This window comes from Pseudotabrizicola algicola (assembly GCF_010915705.1).
GTDB lineage: Bacteria > Pseudomonadota > Alphaproteobacteria > Rhodobacterales > Rhodobacteraceae > Pseudotabrizicola > Pseudotabrizicola algicola.
Map to the genome: position 1 here is coordinate 989,831 of NZ_JAAIKE010000001.1, position 17,612 is coordinate 1,007,442.

The window sequence follows — 17,612 nt, forward strand, 5'->3', positions numbered from 1 at the left end:
GGAATTGTCGTCTTTTGCTTACAGTTTCAGATACGTGGCGCGGGCTCAAGAGTTTCGGGCCGAATAGGCCGCAAGGGCGGTTTTTCGCCCCTCGGCCAGATCGACCAGAGGTTTCGGATAGGGCCGCGCCGGGTCCAGCGCCCAGGATTTCGGCACGGCATCGAAAAAGGACAGCGCATCGGGGCCGGGGTTGCGGCTGAGTTCCGCGATGAAGCGGTGGCGGTATTCGGCCTTGGGGTCGAATTTTTCCACCTGTGTGGCCGGATTGAAGATGCGGAAGAAGGGTGCGGAATCGGGGCCGGAGCCGGAGGCCCATTGCCAGCCCATCGCATTCGAGGCCGGGTCCCAGTCGACAAGGCATTCGGCGAACCAGTCGAGCCCCAGTTTCCAATGCGTCATCAGGTGCTTGGTGAGGTAGCTGGCCACGATCATGCGGGCGCGGTTGTGCATGCGGCCGGTCACATACATCTCGCGCATGCCGGCATCGACGAACGGCTCCCCCGTCATGCCGCGCCGCCAGTATTCGGCGGCCTTGCTGTCGCCCTGCCACGGGAAGGCGTCCCATTCGGGTTTCCAGTTGGCATGGGTGATGTGGGGGGTGTGGTGCATCAGGTGATAGGCAAACTCGCGCCAGACGAGTTCCTTGAGGAAGGTCTCGGCCCCTTTGGCCCCGCCGTGCAGCGCCCGCCAGCCTGCCGACCAGATCGTGCGCGGGCCGATCTCGCCATAGGTCAGGTTCTCGGACAGGCCCGAGGTGCCATCGACCGCCGGAAGATCGCGGGCGTCGGCATAGGCATCGACGCAGCGGTCGATGAAACGGTCGAGCCGGTCAAGCGCCTTGGCCTCGCCCACATGGATATGGCGGGCGACCACGGCGGCGCCGCGCTGCATCGCGGCCCCCATGTGCCATGCGTCAAGGCTGTCGCTGGCGGGCCATGTGGCGGGCGCGGTCAGACGTTTGGGCGCAGGCAGCGGCGCGGGCACGTGGCGGTCGCGCAGCGCCTTCCAGAAGGGGGTATAGACGCGGTAGAACCCGCCGCTGCCGGTTTCCACCTCCCAGGGTTCAAACAGCAGATGCCCTGCGAAACTGCGCGCGCCGATGCCCTGCGCCTTGAGCGCGGCCTTTACGCCCGTGTCGCGCGCCACCGCCGCCCGATCATAGAGCCGGTGCCACCAGACCGCATCGGCCCCTGTCTCTGCGATCAGGTCTTGCAGCACGTCAAGCGCCGTGCCGCGCCGCAGGATCAGCCGCGCGCCCAGCGCCTCCAGCGCCTCGGCAAAGGCCCCTATCCCGAGGCCAAGCCGCCATTTCGGGGCCGCGCCGAGGCCTTCGGTTTCGGGGTCGAGGATGAACAGCGGGATCAGCGGGCGGCCTGTGCGCGCCGCCTCGGTCAGCATCGGCGAATCCGTCAGGCGCAGGTCACGGCGCAGCCAGAGGATCAGAGAGGCATCGGTCATCAGGCGGGGGCGCTTTCTGCTTCTTTTGCATGGATACGGGCGAATGGGCCTTTCGGATCACCCGGCCACCCTGTGCCGGTCAACATTTAGCGAAGCCGTGCCATCCGGCAATGGGGAAAACGGCGAGGGCGCGGCGGGGGGGCGCGGCGGGGCGGGCGCTGCCGCACCCTGCCCCGACATGCCCCTGCCCTGTCTAGAGCGCGCGGTCGAGCGCGGCGATCAGACGCGCAACCTCTTCGGCGCTGGTGTAATGGGTCGCGCTCAGCCGCAGCACGCCCTGTTCGAGCGAAACGCCCATCGCGGTCAGCGGGCGCACGGCGTAAAAGTCGCCGCCCCCGCAGGCAATGCCATCACGGCCCAGCGCCTGCGCCACCGGCAGCGCCGCGCGGTCCAGCGCCACCGCCACCGTGGGCGCGCGCAAGGCCGCCGCACGCGGGCCGATCAGGCGCAGGTCGTTGCGGCCCGCCAGATAGTCGAGCAAGGGCGCGATCACCGCCACTTCGGCCGCACGCATCAGATCATGCACCGCGCGATTGCGGGTGGCGGCGTCGCCTTCGATGCCGTGCTGTTCCGCCAGCGCGTCGACGTAATCGGCCATCCCCGCGCAGGCAGCGATTTGCGCATGGTCGGGGCCTGCGGGCGTATGCCGCTTGTAGAGCACCGACTGGTTGAAGAAATGCGCCTGCCCCGGCAGTTCCATGCCGAAAGCCTCGCGCAGCACCATGATGCCCTGATGCGGGCCATAGGTCTTGTAGGCGGAAAAGAGGTAGGCATCGCAGCCGAGCGCCGCCACATCGGGAAAGCCATGCGGGGCGTAGCTGACGCCGTCCACCACCGTGCGCGCGCCTGCCGCGCGGGCCATTGCGCTGATCGCGGCCACATCGTTGATCTCGGCCACCACGTTCGAGCAATGCGGAAAGGCCACCAGCCGCACCCGCCCGTCGGCCAGCAGCCGCGCAAGGTCTTGCGGGTCAAGGCTGCCGGTCTGCGGGTCGATCTGCCACTCGCGCACCTCGACACCCTCGTCGGCAAGCCGCCGCCAGACGCCGGAATTCGCCTCGTGGTCCTGATTGGTGACCACGATCGCCGCATCTGCCCCGCGCAGCCAGCCGCGCACCGCCTGAGCCAGCACATAGGTATTGGCGCTGGTCGAGGGGCCGAAAGACAGCTCTCGGGTGGCGACATTCATCATCGCGGCAAGGCGCGTGCGCGCCTCGTCCATCTCGGCCCCCGCGAGTTCCGAGGACGGATAGGGCGCATAGGGCTGCACCTTGCGATGGGTGTAGAACCGCGTCAGCCGGTCCACGACCTGACGGCAGGGAAAGCTGCCGCCCGCGTTTTCGAAGAACGCATGCGTCGACAGCACCGGGCTGTCAAAGGCCGGAAACTGCGCGCGCACAAAGTTCAGATCAAGCACCATGATACCTCCGCCTCTGGTGCGGCCATGCTTGACGGGGCCTTGGTCCGAACGCAAGGGGGCGCGCGCGCGCGGCACAGCCCGAGGGCGCGCTCGTGGCGCTGGGGGGCCATCCTTCGCGCGACATCGGGGCAGGTCGCAAACAGATGCCGCAGGGTCGCCGCCGCTATGCGGCATGATCGGCCCGCGATTATCTTTGCCGGGCAAGGTGCCGCTGGCGACAGCGGAGAATTGGGAAGCCGGTGCAAGGCCGGCGCTGCCCCCGCAACGGTAAGGGATGCGTGGCGCGACGATCACCACTGAGGCAAGACCTTGGGAAGGTGTCGCGTCCGGGCCGCAAGGCCGGCACCCGAGCCCGGAAACCAGCCCTGCACGAACGGCCACCGTGGCGCGCGGTGGGGCAGCCTGCCCCTGTCGCGTTCCGCATACCACTATCACCGTTCCCGTGCGGGGAGGCATGGGACAAGCGAGGTCATGATGCTCAGCCAAGGCGACATCCACACAGAATTCCAGTCGCGCCGATCCGGCTATTCCCTCTCACGCGCGCTTTACGTCGATCCGGACGTCTATCAGGCCGATCTGGAGACGATCTGGTACAAGGAATGGCTTTTCGCGGTTCCGGCCTGCGAACTGGCCAAGCCGGGGGCCTATGCCACCATGCAGGTGGGGGCCTATCCGGTGGTGGTGATCCGCGGCAAGGACATGCGCATCCGCGCCTTCCACAACGTCTGCCGCCACCGCGGGCAGCGGCTGTGTTCCAAGGCGTCGGGCTCCACCACCAACCTTGTCTGCCCCTATCACCAGTGGACCTATGATCTCGAGGGCAAGCTGATCTTTGCCCGCGAAATGGGCGCGGATTTCAAGCCGCAAGACTTCGGGCTGAAGAAGGTGCATTGCGTCGATCTGGGCGGGGTCATCTACATCTGTCTTGCCGATGTGCCGCCCCCGATCGCCGATCTGGCGAAAACCGCGATGACCTATCTCGCACCCTCGGGCCTCGCCGATGCCAAGGTGGCCCATACCTCGACCATCACCGAGAAAGGCAATTGGAAGCTGGTGATCGAGAACAACCGCGAGTGCTACCATTGCGGCGGCTCGCACCCCTCGCTCTGCCGCACCTTTTCTGACAACCCGAAGATCGGCGCGATGGATGGCCCCCATTCGGCCAGCCCCGAGATTCTGGAGCATTGGGCGCGCTGCGAGGCGGCGGGCCTGCCCTCTCGCTTCGTGCATCATCCGGCGTTCCAGTGGCGGCTGGCGCGGATTCCGCTGCTGAACAATGCCGAAAGCTATACGATGAGCACCAAGGCGGCGGTGGCGCGGCGGATGGGGACGATGCCCTTCAACGATGCGGGCAGCCTGCTGATGTATCACTACCCCAATACGTGGAACCATTTCCTCGGCGATCACGCGATCACCTTCCGCGTGCTGCCGGTCAGCCCGACCGAGACGCAGGTGACGACGACATGGCTCGTGCACAAGGATGCGGTAGAGGGCGTGGATTACGACCTGAAGACCCTGACCGAGGTCTGGATCGCCACCAATGACGAGGACCGTCAGGTGGTCGAGGAAAACCAGAAGGGCATCCTGTCGCCCGCCTATGAACCCGGCCCCTATTCGCCGATCCAGGAAGAGGGCGTGCTGCAATTCGTCGACTGGTATTGCGATGTGATGGGCCAGCGTCTGGCCCCGCAGCCGGCACAGGCGGCAGAGTGATGGCGCAGAACATCAACTGGTCGGGCAAGCCGTGGCACGAGTCCGAGCCTCTGGAATGTGCCATGGTGGTGCCGGATGTCGCTGACACCGCCACCTTCACCTTCCGCGCGCCTTCGGGCGCGTGGTTCGACTATCAGCCGGGGCAGTTCATCACGCTGGACCTGCCGGTTGATCCGGCCAGGGGCGCGGCCGGCAATGTGCAGCGCACCTATACCATCTCCTCCTCGCCCTCGCGGCCGCTGTCGATCTCGATCACCGTCAAGGCGCAGCCGGGCAGCATCGGAACGCGCTGGATGCTCGACCATCTGCGACCGGGGATGCGGCTCAAGGCCTATGGCCCCGGCGGGCTGTTCAGCTTTCACCGCCATCCGGCGCAGAAATACCTGTTCATCTCGGCGGGGTCCGGCATCACGCCCATGATGTCGATGACGACATGGGCATGGGATTCGGGGCAGATGCCCGACATCACCTTTGTCCATGCCGCGCGCCGCCCGTCCGCGATCATCTTCCGCGAACGGCTGGAGCAATTCGCCAACCGCGTGCCGGGGCTGCGGCTGCGCTTCACGGTCAAGGAGCCCGATCCGTTCCGCGCCTGGGCGGGTTATCAGGGGCGGCTGAGCCAGATCATGCTGGGCCTGATGGCCCCCGACTATCTGGAACGCGAGGTGTTCTGCTGCGGGCCGGAGCCGTTCATGCAGAGCGTGCGCGAGATGCTTGTCTCGCTGGGCTATAACATGGACCGTTACCATCAGGAAAGTTTCGGCGCGCCCGCCCGCACGGTGGCAGAGATGCCGGTGCATGATGATGTGGTGCCCGATGCCGACAGCAGCGCCTCGATCCTGTTTGCGGCCTCGGGTGTCTCGGCCACCTGTTCGCAGACCGATACGGTGCTGGCGGTGGCGAAACAGTCGGGGCTGAACATCCCCTCGGGCTGCACGTTCGGGCTGTGCGGCACCTGCAAGGTGCGCAAGCTGTCGGGCGATGTGCATATGGTCCACAACGGCGGCATTTCCGAGGACGAGGTGGCCGAGGGCTATATCCTCGCCTGCTGTTCGGTACCGATCGGGCATGTGAGCGTCGAGGTCTGAAGGAAGCAGGCGGGCCTGCGGCCTTCGGGCCACGGGTCCGCCCGCCGTGATGCGGCGCGACAAGGCCTTGGATCACCAAGGGCGCGGGGCCGTCCCTGCGCTTGCGGCATTTCCCCTTGTCGCCCCTGATCGCGGCATCCGCGGGGCAAAAGGGCCAGCGCACCTCCGGCCCCTCGGGGTCAGCCCAAAGGTCCGGGCCGGCGCTCTTCGGTCAGCAGCACATTCGCCTCTACCGTGCCCACCCCCGGCAAGGTCATGATACGCCGCCGCAAGACCCGTTCGAAATCGGCGATGTCGCGCGCGACCACCCGCAGGCGATAGTCGAACAGGCCCAGCACATGCTGCACCACCTGCACCTCGGGGATCGCGGTCACCGCCCGCTCGAAATCCTCGAGGCTCACCCGCCCCCGCGTTGCCAGTTTCACCCCCAGAAACACCGTCACGCCAAAGCCGAGCGCGGCGCGGTCCACCTCCACCCGCCGCCCCGCCAGCACCCCCGCCTCTTCCAGCCGCCGCACCCGCCGCCATGCGGCGGGCTGGCTGAGGCCAAAGCGCCGCCCGAGTTCCCCCGCCGACACGCCCGCCTCTTGCGAGAGCGCACGCAGGAAGGCGCGGTCCAGATCATCGAGATCGGTCATATCGGCAGGCCTTCCTCGTCCTTGATGGTGGCAATCAGCATCAAGGCCTCCAGTTCCGCGATATGCGGCAGGGTCAGGATGCGGCGACGGTAAATCTCCTGATACTGGCCCATGTCGCGCGCGATCACCGTCAGGCGCACATCGACACGGCCCAGAAAGGTCTCGATCGTGACCACCTCGGGCACCTCGCGCGCAGCGGCGATGAACTCGTCAAAGGCGCGGGGGTTGGTCTTGTCGAGCGTGAAGCGCAAGGACACCTCCACCGTGTAACCCAAGGCGCGCCAGTCGATCACCGCCGCCTCGGCCTTTATCACCCCGCCCGCGCGCAGCCGCTCCAGCCGCCGCCACAGCGTCGCCGCCGTCACCCCCGCGCGCTCGGCCAGATCGGTGCGGTCCAGCCCCGGTTCGGCCAGATAATGCCGCAAGATCCGCCGGTCCGCCTCATCCAGTTGCATGAATTTTCCGACTTTTAGGAAAGTGACGAATGATTATTCGCAGAAATACTATCCAGCGTCAAATAATGCACGGGATCACGGCCGAAAACCCCTATTGTGCCAGCATCAACCAAAAGGAGACCGCCATGCGCGTGTATTATGACCGGGACTGCGACATCAACCTGATCAAGGACAAGAAAGTGGCCATCCTCGGCTATGGCAGCCAAGGCCACGCTCACGCCCTCAACCTGCGCGACTCGGGCGCGAAAAACCTTGTCGTCGCCCTGCGCGAAGGCTCGCCCTCGGCCAAGAAAGCCGAAGGCGAAGGGCTGAAGGTCATGGGCATCGCCGAAGCCGCCGCTTGGTGCGACGTCATCATGTTCACCATGCCCGACGAATTGCAGGCCGACACCTATAAGAAATACGTCCATGACAACCTGCGCGAAGGCTCTGCCATCGCCTTCGCCCACGGCCTGAACGTCCACTTCGGCCTGATCGAGCCGAAAAAGGGCGTCGATGTCATCATGATGGCCCCCAAGGGCCCCGGCCACACCGTGCGCGGCGAATACACCAAGGGCGGCGGCGTGCCCTGCCTCGTCGCCGTCCATCAGGACGCGACCGGCAAGGCGATGGAAATCGGCCTGTCGTACTGCTCCGCCATCGGTGGCGGCCGTTCGGGCATCATCGAGACCAACTTCCGCCAGGAATGCGAAACCGACCTCTTCGGCGAGCAGGCCGTGCTCTGCGGCGGTCTGGTCGAGCTGATCCGCATGGGCTTCGAAACGCTGGTGGAAGCCGGCTACGAGCCGGAAATGGCCTATTTCGAGTGCCTGCACGAAGTGAAGCTGATCGTGGACCTGATCTACGAAGGCGGCATCGCCAACATGAACTACTCGATCTCGAACACCGCGGAATACGGCGAATATGTCTCGGGCCCGCGCATCCTGCCTTACGAGGAAACCAAGAAGCGCATGAAGGAAGTCCTCACCGACATCCAGACCGGCAAGTTCGTGCGTGACTTCATGCAGGAAAACGCCGTGGGCCAGCCTTTCTTCAAGGCAACCCGCCGCATCAACGACGAGCACCAGATCGAGAAAGTCGGGGAAAAGCTGCGCGCCATGATGCCGTGGATCTCCAAGGGCAAGATGGTCGACAAGGCCCGCAACTGATCCGCCAACTGATCCGCCGTGTAGGGTGCGTGCTCGCACGCACCCTACGCGGGACCGCGGACCGATCACAAAAGGCCGGGGTGTTTCCCCGGCCTTTCCGTTTTCCGGCGGGAAGCCCCGCCGCGCGGGTCAGCGCAGGCTGCGAAACCGCGCGCGCTCGGCCAGCGGCAGCAGGAAGGCCACCCCGCCATATTTGCCATCGCGCGCCAGCGTCGATTTGGGCGCGTTCGGGTCATGGCGGCGCGCCTCGACGCGGGCCTTGCTCAGCAGGGCGAAAGTCGCCACCGCGAGGAGGGTGAGCAGGGACAGAAAGGGAACAATGGCTCCGGTCATGGGAATTCCTTTCGGCTGGGGCCGGGGCGGCGCTCTGGCGCGTCCTCCGGCAGATCACATTCGGGTCCGGCGCTGGCCTTCGCTGGGCCAGCCGCGCCGGTCTGGTTTGGTTCAGTCCGGGTCTGAAAGTCGGGTCTGGCGGGATAACGCGGGCGGGGGCCTGCCGGTTCCCGCCGCTGGCGCTGCGGATCACAGCGCCCAAGCGGGCCCGCGAAATGGCGCACCAGTGAAACAAGCTTTGAAACCATCCGCCCCGCCGCCGCGTTGACCCTGCGTCACCACCTCTGCCGCCCCGTCTGTTCCCCGTGTCCGCTCCCTGCGGCGACCTCGCCGGGAGCACAGGCTGAACGAAAGCCCCCGCGCGAAAATGCCCAAGGATGCTTGCAATTTGATCATATCTTTGGCATCCAGTCCCCTCCGCCGGGTGGGCGGCACGATGTCGCCACCCCAAATCGGCCCCATGAGCGGCCGGTCGCCGCGGCGTGCCCCCTTTGTGCCCTTCGGGGCGCGGGGGCTTGACCGCCCAAGGAAAGGACAGTCATGACCGTCTCGCAGGACGCGCCCCCGCGCGTCGACCTGATCCCGTCTGAACAGCCCGCATCAGCCGGCACCGATACCGACCCGCCCGAGGTCGAGGCGCTGCCCGCCCCCGAAGGGGAGACGGAACTGATCGTGACCGAGTATGAAATCGGCCAGCACAACGTGGCGCCGCGCTATGTGCTGGAATTCGACTTCCATCAGAAGGTGTTCACCATCTCTGCTCTGGGTGTGATCGGCTTCACCATCCTGACGCTGGCCTTCCAGAACACGGCAGAGCCGGTGTTTCTGGCCTTGCGCGACTGGCTGACCGGCAGCCTTGGCTGGTTCTTCCTGCTGGCGGGCAACATTTTTGTGCTCTTGTGCCTCGGACTGATCCTGTCGCCGCTCGGCCGCATCCGCCTTGGCGGGCCGGAGGCGACGCCCGATTACGGCTATCTGGGCTGGTTCGCGATGCTGTTTGCAGCCGGCATGGGCATCGGGCTGATGTTCTATGGCGTGTCAGAGCCCCTTTCGCATTACAATGCCGCTCTGGGGGGCGTCAGCCTTGATGACAGTGGCGCGCGGACCGACTGGGCGCCGCTGGGCGGTGCCGAGGGCGACCCCGAGGCCGCGCTGCGACTGGGCATGGCGGCGACCATCTTCCACTGGGGCCTGCACCCTTGGGCGATCTATGCCATCGTGGCGCTGTCGCTGGCGCTGTTTGCCTATAACAAGGGCCTGCCGCTCACGCTGCGCTCGGCATTTTACCCGATCTTCGGAGAGAAAATCTGGGGCTGGCGCGGCGATGTCGTGGATATCCTTGCGATTTTTGCCACCATCTTCGGCCTTGCCACCTCGCTGGGCATCGGCGCGCAACAGGCAGCGGCGGGGCTCGATTTCCTGTTCGGCTTCGGCCAGTCGCAATCGCGGCTGATCCTCCTGATCATCGTCATCACGGTGGTGGCCATCGTCTCGGTGATCCGCGGGCTGGAAGGGGGGGTGAAGCGCCTGTCGGAAGTGAACATGGCGCTTGCGGCGGCGCTGCTGATCTTTGTGATCGCGCTTGGCCCCACAGCCAATATCTTCACCGGATTTTTCGCCAATCTGGGGGCCTATGGCCAGCACCTGCCCGCGCTTGCCAATCCGTTCGGGCGCGAGGATGCCAATTTCACCGCAGGCTGGACCGCGTTCTACTGGGCGTGGTGGATCAGCTGGTCGCCCTTCGTGGGCATGTTCATCGCGCGTGTGTCGCGCGGGCGCACGGTGCGCGAGTTCCTGATTGCGGTGCTGATCGTCCCCAGCCTGTTGTCGGTGCTGTGGATGACCGCCCTTGGCGGCACCGCGATTGACCAGGCGGCAAACGGGGTGAGCGGGGTGCAGGAGGCGGCGCTGGAGCTGCAACTTTTCGAGATGCTGGGGCAGATGCCGATGGCGGCGCTCACCTCTCTGGTCGGTATCCTGCTGGTGGTGATCTTCTTCGTCACCTCGTCGGACTCCGGCTCTCTGGTGATTGATACCATCGCCGCCGGAGGCAAGACCAATGCGCCCGTGGTGCAGCGCGTGTTCTGGTGCAGCTTCGAAGGGCTGCTGGCAGTCGCGCTGTTGCTGGGCGGGGGTCTTGGCGCCTTGCAGGCGATGGCGGTGTCGACCGGACTGCCGTTCACCCTTGTGCTGCTGGCGGCCTGCTATGCCATCGTGCGCGGGCTGATGAACGAACCGCGCTAGACCAAAAGAGCGGCCCCGCGCCGGTGCGGGGCCGCCCCTGTTTCTGATGGGCAAGGGTCAGACCGCGGCTTCGACCGCGCCGACGATCTCATCGACGACTTCGGTCAGCATCGCCTCGTCCTCGCATTCCGCCATCACGCGGATCAGCGGCTCTGTCCCCGATTTGCGGATCAGGATGCGGCCCTTGCCTTCGATGCGCGCGGTATTGGCCGCGATCACCGATTGCACGGCAGGATGGTCCAGCGGGGCTTTACCTGCGGCAAAGCGCACATTCTTCAGAAGCTGCGGCACGGTTTCGAACTGCCGGACAAGCTTGCTGGCAGGCTGGCCGGTGCGCACCATCTCGGCAAGGAACTGCAAGCCCGCGATCAGCCCGTCGCCGGTCGTGGCGTAATCGGTCATCACGATATGGCCCGATTGCTCGCCCCCCAGATTGAAGCCGCCCGCGCGCATGCGTTCGACCACATAGCGGTCACCCACGGCGGTGCGTTCCAGCCGCAGGCCCTGCCCCGACAGGAACCGCTCCAACCCGAGGTTCGACATGACGGTGGCCACCAGCGCGCCGCCGCGCAGCTTGCCATCCATCGCCCAGCGGGCGGCCATCATCGCCATGATCTGGTCGCCATCGGCCACGCGGCCCGCTTCGTCCAGAATCATCACGCGGTCGGCATCGCCATCAAGGCAGATGCCCACATCTGCCCCATGTGCCACCACCGCCTCGGCGGCGGTCTGGGTATAGGTCGATCCGCAGCGGTCATTGATATTGGTGCCGTTGGGCGCCACGCCCACAGGCACCACGGTGGCCCCGAGTTCCCACAGCACCTCTGGCGCGGCCTTGTAGGCAGCCCCGTTGGCGCAGTCGATCACCACCTTCAGCCCGTCCAGACGCACACCGGCCGGAAAGGTGGTCTTGACGAATTCCTGATAGCGCCCGCGTCCGTCCTCGATCCGGCGCGCGCGCCCGATGTTGATGGCCTGTGCCAGCTGGATCTCTCCGGCGACGATGGATTCGATCTCGGCCTCGGCCTCGTCCGACAGCTTGAACCCGTCGGGGCCAAAGAACTTGATGCCATTGTCCTGATGCGGGTTGTGGCTGGCCGAGATCATCACCCCCACATCGGCCCGCATGCTGCGCGTCAGGAACCCCACCGCCGGCGTCGGCACCGGACCCAGCAGCAGCACGCTCATGCCCGTGCTGGTCAGCCCCGCCGTCAGCGCGTTCTCCAGCATGTAGCCCGAAAGCCGCGTGTCCTTGCCGATCACCACACGGTGCGCCGAGCCGCCGTCGCGGCGAAAGAAGCGGCCCGCCGCCGCCCCCAGTTTCAGCGCCATTTCGGCGGTCATCGGATAGGTGTTGGCCCGGCCCCGCACCCCGTCGGTGCCGAAAAGTTTGCGCGTCATGGGTTTGCCCCCTCTTTTGCGTCTGGTTTTGTCTGTTTTGCACCGGTCTGCGTCACCGCCTGCCACAGCGTCAGCGCGGCGCGCGTCTCGGCCACGTCATGCACGCGGATCATCTGCACCCCCTGCGCCGCGCCCGCCAAGGCCACGGCAAGGCTGCCCGGCATCCTGCGCGCGGCCTCTTCCTCGCCGGTCAGCGTGCCGATGAACCGCTTGCGGCTGGCCCCAAGCAGCACCGGCAACCCGAGGCTGTGGAACAGGCTCAGCCGCGCGAGCAGCGCAAGGTTATGGGCCAGCGTCTTGCCAAAGCCGATGCCGGGGTCCACCGCGATGCGGTCGCGCGGGATGCCCGCCGCCTCGGCCTCGGCCACGCGCGCGGCCAAGGCGTCGTAGACATCAAGCAGCACGTCGTCATAGTCCGGCGCGTCCTGCATGGTGGCGGGGGTGGCGATGGAATGCATCAGGATCACCGGCACACCCGCCGCGGCCACCACGCCTGCCATCGCGGCATCAAACTGCAAGGCGGTGACATCGTTCACGATCCCCGCCCCCGCTGCCAGCGCGGCGCGGGCCACTGCGGCCTTGCGCGTGTCGATCGACACCGCGCGGTCGATCCCTGCCGCGCGCATGGCCGCGATCACCGGCGCGGTGCGGGCGGTTTCCTCGTCCACCGCCACCTCGACCGCGCCGGGGCGGGTGCTTTCGCCGCCCACGTCCAGAATATCGGCCTGCGCCGCCATCGCGCGGGCTTGCATCATCGCGGCCTCAGGCTTCAGGAACAGCCCGCCATCGGAAAAGCTGTCGGGCGTCACGTTCAGAATGCCCATCAGGCGCGGGCGGTCCATCGACAGGCCCGCAAAATCCGGGCGCGGGGCCAGAAGCGGAGAAAGCAGGCTGGGCGGCGCTTCGGCGGCGGGCAGCACCACCGGCGCGCGGCCCCGCTCGAGCACTTCCACATGGGTGAAGCGGCACCAGCCCCCCGCCAGCACAAGGGCATCGGCAGGGCGGGCGGCATCGGTCAGCGGGATCGGGCGAAGGTATGTCATGGGCACGGATTAGGCCCCAAACCCGCGCTTTGGCAAGCGGCTCGCTCAGCCCTGCTCCACCGGAACGCGGCTTCCCGCCGGAAGTGCAACATTGCCGTGAACGATCAGCCCCCGCGCCGCCATTTCCTCGGCCAGCCACAGCGCCAGCGCCACCGGATCGGCTGTCTTTGGCCCGTCCACCGCATCGAGCACCATCTTCGACGGCGCCCAGACCACCGATTGCCCGCGCTTCATCGCCCAGTCGATCTCGGTGCGGGTCGCCACCACCACGCAGCGCGGATCGCGCGCGGCCAGCCGCCATGCGTTCTGCTCGATCGCCAGAAGGTCCACGCGGCGCTGCGTGGGCTTGTGCCCTGTCTGCGGGCGCGGGGTATCGGGCAGGCCCACCGTCAGGATCAACGGCGCGCCGCGCGCCACCAGCGCATCGAGCCGCGCCCCCAGCCCCGCATCGGCAATCGCGGCATTGTCCATATAGACCACCAGCGGGTGCACCGCCGCTTCCAGCCCGTCCTGCCCCACCACGCGCAGCGGCACCTCGGCGCGGCTGCGCACGATCTCCACCCCCAGTTTGTAGGGGCCGATGTCCAGCTTTTCGATCCGCACGAAGGCGCGCATGGCCTGCGGTTCGGCCAAGATACGCTCGGCCACCCGTTCGGCCAGCGTTTCCAGCAGGTTCAGCCGCTCTGCCGCCAGTTCATGCGCGATGGCCCATGTGATCCGGTCATAGGACAGGATGCGGTCCACATCATCATTCAGCGGCGCGGAAACGGGGGCGACTTCGACCACCACATTGAACATCACGCGCTGCTTGTGGCCGCGTTCCTGCTGGAAGGCGCCGATATCGACCTCGACCACATGGTCGCGCAGCGAGATGCGGTCGCGCGGGTCGGCGCTGGCCGAGGCTTGGCTGCGCTCTTCGGGATGCGCGAATGCGAGGCGGATGTCGCTGGTCATCTGGCCCCCCATCGGCCCAAAAGGGATCAGGGGCAGGTTAACCCCTGCCCCGGCCCCCGATTGCCCGAAGCCGACCACGGGTGCAAGCCCTGCGACATGCCCGCAGCTTCGCGCCCGGGGTTGGCGCTCAGGGCTGGCGGTAGAACAGATGCGCCCCGATCGCCGCCGTGCGCGGGAACTGGCGCGCCCAGTTCGGATTGACCGCGCGGGTGTGGAAATGCGTGGCCCCCGCCGTCAGCCCGCGCGGCGCCCCGTTCAGCATGATCCGCGCGATCCGGCCCGCCGTATCGGCGGCCGCACGGTCGCGCATCACATCGCTGTTGCCATCGCAGACATAGCTGAACTGGCAGCCGTTGCTGCCGCCCTGCCGCACCACGCCGCAGACCGAATTGGGGTAATCGCGGCTGTCGACGCGGTTCAGGATCACCTCGGCCACCGCGAATTGCCCGCGCAGGCTTTCGCCCCGCGCCTCGAAATACAGCGCCTGTTGCAGGCATTGCCACTGGCCATCCCCCTGCGGCGCGGGCTGCCTGGCCACGAAAGATTCTTCGTAGCGGATCAGCACCGGCACCGCCGGCTCTGCTTGTTGGGCGTCAGCGGTGGCGCTGGCCTTCTTGGCCGGCGCCTCTGGCGTGACCGGACCCTTGGCGAGTGCGGCCAGCCGCGCCTGCGGCACCGCCCCCACCGTTGCATGTTCCGCCCCCATGAGAGAGGCGATCTGTTCCGCCATCCCCATCTCGGGGCTGTTGGACTGGCTCACCGTCACATCGGCGAAGGCCGCTTCACCCGTGGCCAAGGCTGCCAGTGCAGCCGAAGCCAAGATTTGTCGCAAGCGCATTGAGTCGTGTTCCGTTCTGTTGCCTCACGTCACGCAGCCCCGTCTCGATCACGGGAATGTGTGACAGCCGCCGTGCATAAGGCAGGCAACGGGGGTGAGTCTACATGCGTGGCAAAAATAGCACGCTTTTTGAGCGCCGATCGGCGGAACTTTGCGCAAATGCTGACAAAATGGTTGAGGAAACGCGCGCAGCTACATGATATTGTGGCGATTTTCCGTCTATCCACAACGATCTTGCAAGGCCAGATGCGCCGCCGCGAGGCGCGCCAAGGGCACCCGATAGGGGGAACAGGACACATAATCGAATCCCGCCTTGCGGCAAAAGGCGATTGATTCGGGGTTGCCGCCATGCTCGCCGCAGATCGAAACCGTCAGATCGGGCCGCGTCTTGCGCCCCCGCTCGGCCCCGATCAGCAAGAGTTCCCCCACCCCGTCCACATCCAGAATGTGGAACGGATCTTCCGGAAACACGCCCTGCTGGACGTAAGTGTTCATGAACCGCCCCGCATCATCGCGCGACAGGCCATAGGTCATCTGTGTCAGGTCATTGGTGCCGAAGGACAGGAAGGCCGCGTGTTGCGCGATCTCTCCGGCGCGCAGGGCGGCGCGCGGGGTTTCCACCATCACCCCCAGTTTATAGGCAAAATCGCGCCCCGCCTTCACACGCACCGCTGCGGCCACGGCATCGACGCGGGTTTTCACCAGTTCCACCTCGCGCCGCGCGCTGACCAGCGGGATCATGATTTCCGGCACCACCGCCGCGCCGCGCCGCGCGACCTCGACCGTGGCCTCGAAGATCGCCTGCGCCTGCATGTCGTAGATCTCGGGCAGGACCACCCCAAGCCGCACGCCGCGCATACCCAGCATCGGGTTGAACTCGGCCAGCGCCTCGGCGCGGCGGGTGACCTCCGACAAAGGCTTGTCCAGCGCCTCGGCCAGTTCGCGCAGGCCCTCGCGGCTGTGCGGCAGGAACTCGTGCAAAGGCGGGTCGAACAGGCGGATGCAGACCGGAAGTCCGGCCATGATCTCGAATAGTTGCACGAAATCGGCCCGTTGCATCGGCAACAGCCGCGCCAGGGCCGCCGCCCTGTCTTGCGAGGTATCGGCAAAGATCATCTCGCGCATGGCGACAAGACGGTTCTCGTCAAAGAACATATGCTCGGTCCGGCACAGCCCGATGCCCTGCGCCGCGAACTGGCGCGCGGTGGCGGCATCGGCGGGCGTGTCGGCATTGGCGCGCACGCCGATGTCGCGGAACTCGTCCGCCCAGCCCAGCAGCGTCTGGAAATGGCTGTCGAGCGCGGGCGCCAGCATGTCGACCGCCCCCGCCAGCACCTGCCCCGTGGTGCCGTCGACGGTGATGACATCGCCCTCGGCAAAGCTGCGCCCCCCGGCATTGATACGTTTGTTGCGCGCGTCCAGCACCAGATCGGCCCCTACCACGCAAGGCAGGCCCAGACCGCGCGCGATCACCGCCGCATGGCTGGTGACGCCGCCGCGTTCGGTCAGCACCCCGGCCGAGGAATGCATGCCGCGGATATCCTCGGGCGCGGTTTCGCGCCGCACCAGAATGCAGGGCTCGCCGCGCGCGGCGCTGGCCTGCGCGGCAGGACTGGAAAACACGATGCGCCCCACGGCAGCACCGGGGCTGGCGGCGATGCCGCGCGCGATCAGGTCGCGCTTGCCGCGCGGGTCCACCTGCGGGTGCAAGAGTTCCGACAGCGCGCGCGGCTCCACCCGCAGCACCGCCTCTTCGCGCGGGATCACGCCATCGGTCGCCAGCGCCACCGCGACCCGCAGCGCGGCGCGGGCGGAGCGCGGCACCTTGACCGCGTCGATCACCGCCAAGCGCCCGTCTTCGATGGTGAATTCGATCTGCATCTCCTCGCGCAGGCGCGCGCGGCAGGCGGCGCCATGCCGGATCAGCTCGGCCACCAGATCGGGCGCGATGTCTTCCAGCGAGGGGCCGCGCGGATCGCGCATCAGGAACATCGCCTGCGGGGCCTTGAGCACATCGCGACCCTGCCCCTGCCCCAGATAGCGCCCCGTCACCTGCGGCTCTCCGGTGACGGGGTCGATGAACTGGACGACACCCGAGCCGGACAGCCCCTGCCCCAGCCCCTGCGCCATCGCCTGCACCACCAGCCCCAGAGGCGCATCCACCGGCGCGCCCTTGGCCTGACGCAGAAGACGCGCCGTCGTGCCCTCCCAGGCCCGCGCCATGCTGCGCAGCACCCCCGACAGTTGCTGCGCGGGGTCTTGCGGGAAATCTTCCTCCATCTCACTGGCATAGACCTGCAAGGCGGCGGCAAGCGCCTCGGGCGAGGGGTCTGTCACGGCAAACATGTCGGGATCGAGCCGCGCGACATGGGTGGCATAGGATTGCACGAAGCGCAGATAGATCGCATCCGCCGCCTGCTGGCCGTGGCGCTGCGCAAGTTCCCTGTGCCGCGCCGCGTTCAGCCCGATGTTGAGCACGGTCGCAGGCCCGCCCCAATCGGGGTTTTCCGGGCTGGGACGCACCGAGATCAGCGGGGCCGGCCCGAATTGCGCGAGGATCGCCGCGCAGTCGATCTGGGTGCCCGCCGCGATGGCCCGCACCGTCAGCGCGGGCAGCGCCACCGTCATCGGCACCGGCAGATCGAGCCGGACCAGCCGTTGCAGGCACTTCGCACGCCAGCCATGCGCCACGCGGTCGATGCGGGCGGTCGGGGTCACCTGCGTGAAACCGACCAGCGGGTCGGCATCGAAGGCGGCGGGGGAGGCGGCATCAAGTTTCTGCACTGCGGCAATCCTTCTTCTGCGCCGACACTACACCGATTCGGCAGGCAGGCAAGCGCCTGTGGCGGGCTGGCCTTGCGCCTCGGGCAGATGTGGCA

14 protein-coding genes and 1 riboswitch are annotated in these 17,612 nt (G+C 66.9%); of the genes, 4 read left to right on the plus strand and 10 right to left on the minus strand.

Annotated features, from left to right (window positions below; genetic code table 11):
* Window positions 1-45 precede the first annotated feature (45 nt).
* Both G3572_RS04855 and G3572_RS04860 read right to left on the minus strand, forming a co-directional pair.
* On the minus strand, window positions 46-1,458 hold the full coding sequence (locus G3572_RS04855; RefSeq protein WP_164609506.1) for a cryptochrome/photolyase family protein: 1,413 nt from the start codon (window positions 1,456-1,458) through the stop codon (window positions 46-48).
* 193 nt (window positions 1,459-1,651) lie between these two features.
* Entirely contained in the window at window positions 1,652-2,878 is a 1,227-nt protein-coding gene (locus G3572_RS04860) for an aminotransferase class V-fold PLP-dependent enzyme (protein ID WP_164609507.1), read from the minus strand.
* A 186-nt stretch (window positions 2,879-3,064) separates the two neighbouring features.
* A riboswitch (cobalamin riboswitch) is annotated at window positions 3,065-3,260 on the plus strand.
* 92 nt (window positions 3,261-3,352) lie between these two features.
* On the opposite strand from G3572_RS04860, the gene G3572_RS04865 reads away from it, so the two are divergent.
* Both G3572_RS04865 and G3572_RS04870 read left to right on the plus strand, forming a co-directional pair.
* Window positions 3,353-4,591: an aromatic ring-hydroxylating oxygenase subunit alpha gene (locus tag G3572_RS04865; protein ID WP_164609984.1), complete on the plus strand. Its 1,239-nt coding sequence runs from the start codon at window positions 3,353-3,355 to the stop codon at window positions 4,589-4,591.
* Window positions 4,591-5,679: an FAD-binding oxidoreductase gene (locus tag G3572_RS04870; RefSeq protein ID WP_164609508.1), complete on the plus strand. Its 1,089-nt coding sequence runs from the start codon at window positions 4,591-4,593 to the stop codon at window positions 5,677-5,679. Before G3572_RS04865 ends, G3572_RS04870 begins: the two co-directional genes overlap by 1 nt.
* 179 nt (window positions 5,680-5,858) lie before the next feature.
* On the opposite strand, the gene G3572_RS04875 is transcribed toward G3572_RS04870, so the two are convergent.
* Both G3572_RS04875 and G3572_RS04880 read right to left on the minus strand, forming a co-directional pair.
* Window positions 5,859-6,317, minus strand: coding sequence for an Lrp/AsnC family transcriptional regulator (locus G3572_RS04875; protein WP_164609509.1), 459 nt, complete (start codon window positions 6,315-6,317; stop codon window positions 5,859-5,861).
* Window positions 6,314-6,772: an Lrp/AsnC family transcriptional regulator gene (locus G3572_RS04880; RefSeq protein WP_164609510.1), complete on the minus strand. Its 459-nt coding sequence runs from the start codon at window positions 6,770-6,772 to the stop codon at window positions 6,314-6,316. The genes G3572_RS04875 and G3572_RS04880 overlap by 4 nt, the downstream gene beginning before the upstream one ends.
* Window positions 6,773-6,897: 125 nt before the next feature.
* On the opposite strand from G3572_RS04880, the gene ilvC reads away from it, so the two are divergent.
* Window positions 6,898-7,920, plus strand: a complete 1,023-nt coding sequence (gene ilvC, locus G3572_RS04885) for a ketol-acid reductoisomerase (RefSeq protein WP_164609511.1) — start codon at window positions 6,898-6,900, stop codon at window positions 7,918-7,920.
* Window positions 7,921-8,049: 129 nt separating this feature from the next.
* Here ilvC and G3572_RS04890 read toward each other — a convergent pair whose 3' ends face one another.
* Entirely contained in the window at window positions 8,050-8,253 is a 204-nt protein-coding gene (locus tag G3572_RS04890; RefSeq protein WP_164609512.1) for a hypothetical protein, read from the minus strand.
* 540 nt (window positions 8,254-8,793) lie between these two features.
* Between G3572_RS04890 and G3572_RS04895 the strand changes: the two genes are divergently transcribed.
* On the plus strand, window positions 8,794-10,497 hold the full coding sequence (locus tag G3572_RS04895; protein ID WP_164609513.1) for a BCCT family transporter: 1,704 nt from the start codon (window positions 8,794-8,796) through the stop codon (window positions 10,495-10,497).
* Between the two features lie 57 nt (window positions 10,498-10,554).
* Here the strand turns inward: G3572_RS04895 and glmM are convergent, their stop codons facing one another.
* The 5 genes from glmM to G3572_RS04920 all read right to left on the minus strand — a co-directional run bounded on the left by glmM (window position 10,555) and on the right by G3572_RS04920 (window position 17,469).
* The gene (glmM, locus tag G3572_RS04900) at window positions 10,555-11,898 is read right to left on the minus strand and encodes a phosphoglucosamine mutase (protein ID WP_164609514.1); all 1,344 of its coding nucleotides are present in this window, start codon (window positions 11,896-11,898) and stop codon (window positions 10,555-10,557) included.
* Window positions 11,895-12,941, minus strand: a complete 1,047-nt coding sequence (folP, locus tag G3572_RS04905) for a dihydropteroate synthase (RefSeq protein WP_164609515.1) — start codon at window positions 12,939-12,941, stop codon at window positions 11,895-11,897. Before folP ends, glmM begins: the two co-directional genes overlap by 4 nt.
* Before the next feature lie 45 nt (window positions 12,942-12,986).
* The gene (locus G3572_RS04910) at window positions 12,987-13,895 is read right to left on the minus strand and encodes a dihydroneopterin aldolase (protein ID WP_164609516.1); all 909 of its coding nucleotides are present in this window, start codon (window positions 13,893-13,895) and stop codon (window positions 12,987-12,989) included.
* 127 nt (window positions 13,896-14,022) lie between these two features.
* Entirely contained in the window at window positions 14,023-14,733 is a 711-nt protein-coding gene (locus G3572_RS04915; RefSeq protein ID WP_164609517.1) for a cell wall hydrolase, read from the minus strand.
* 219 nt (window positions 14,734-14,952) lie between these two features.
* Window positions 14,953-17,469 (minus strand): putative PEP-binding protein, encoded by a 2,517-nt coding sequence (locus tag G3572_RS04920; protein ID WP_205518620.1) that lies wholly within the window; start codon window positions 17,467-17,469, stop codon window positions 14,953-14,955.
* Window positions 17,470-17,612 lie beyond the last annotated feature (143 nt).

What these genes read in the sequence shown, in the direction of transcription:
- G3572_RS04855 (WP_164609506.1), bottom strand. Translation starts at nt 1,458, where the DNA reads ATGACCGATGCCTCTCTGATCCTCTGGCTGCGCCGTGACCTGCGCCTG.
- G3572_RS04860 (WP_164609507.1), bottom strand. Translation starts at nt 2,878, where the DNA reads ATGGTGCTTGATCTGAACTTTGTGCGCGCGCAGTTTCCGGCCTTTGAC.
- G3572_RS04865 (WP_164609984.1), top strand. Translation starts at nt 3,353, where the DNA reads ATGCTCAGCCAAGGCGACATCCACACAGAATTCCAGTCGCGCCGATCC.
- G3572_RS04870 (WP_164609508.1), top strand. Translation starts at nt 4,591, where the DNA reads ATGGCGCAGAACATCAACTGGTCGGGCAAGCCGTGGCACGAGTCCGAG.
- G3572_RS04875 (WP_164609509.1), bottom strand. Translation starts at nt 6,317, where the DNA reads ATGACCGATCTCGATGATCTGGACCGCGCCTTCCTGCGTGCGCTCTCG.
- G3572_RS04880 (WP_164609510.1), bottom strand. Translation starts at nt 6,772, where the DNA reads ATGCAACTGGATGAGGCGGACCGGCGGATCTTGCGGCATTATCTGGCC.
- ilvC (WP_164609511.1), top strand. Translation starts at nt 6,898, where the DNA reads ATGCGCGTGTATTATGACCGGGACTGCGACATCAACCTGATCAAGGAC.
- G3572_RS04890 (WP_164609512.1), bottom strand. Translation starts at nt 8,253, where the DNA reads ATGACCGGAGCCATTGTTCCCTTTCTGTCCCTGCTCACCCTCCTCGCG.
- G3572_RS04895 (WP_164609513.1), top strand. Translation starts at nt 8,794, where the DNA reads ATGACCGTCTCGCAGGACGCGCCCCCGCGCGTCGACCTGATCCCGTCT.
- glmM (WP_164609514.1), bottom strand. Translation starts at nt 11,898, where the DNA reads ATGACGCGCAAACTTTTCGGCACCGACGGGGTGCGGGGCCGGGCCAAC.
- folP (WP_164609515.1), bottom strand. Translation starts at nt 12,941, where the DNA reads ATGACATACCTTCGCCCGATCCCGCTGACCGATGCCGCCCGCCCTGCC.
- G3572_RS04910 (WP_164609516.1), bottom strand. Translation starts at nt 13,895, where the DNA reads ATGACCAGCGACATCCGCCTCGCATTCGCGCATCCCGAAGAGCGCAGC.
- G3572_RS04915 (WP_164609517.1), bottom strand. Translation starts at nt 14,733, where the DNA reads ATGCGCTTGCGACAAATCTTGGCTTCGGCTGCACTGGCAGCCTTGGCC.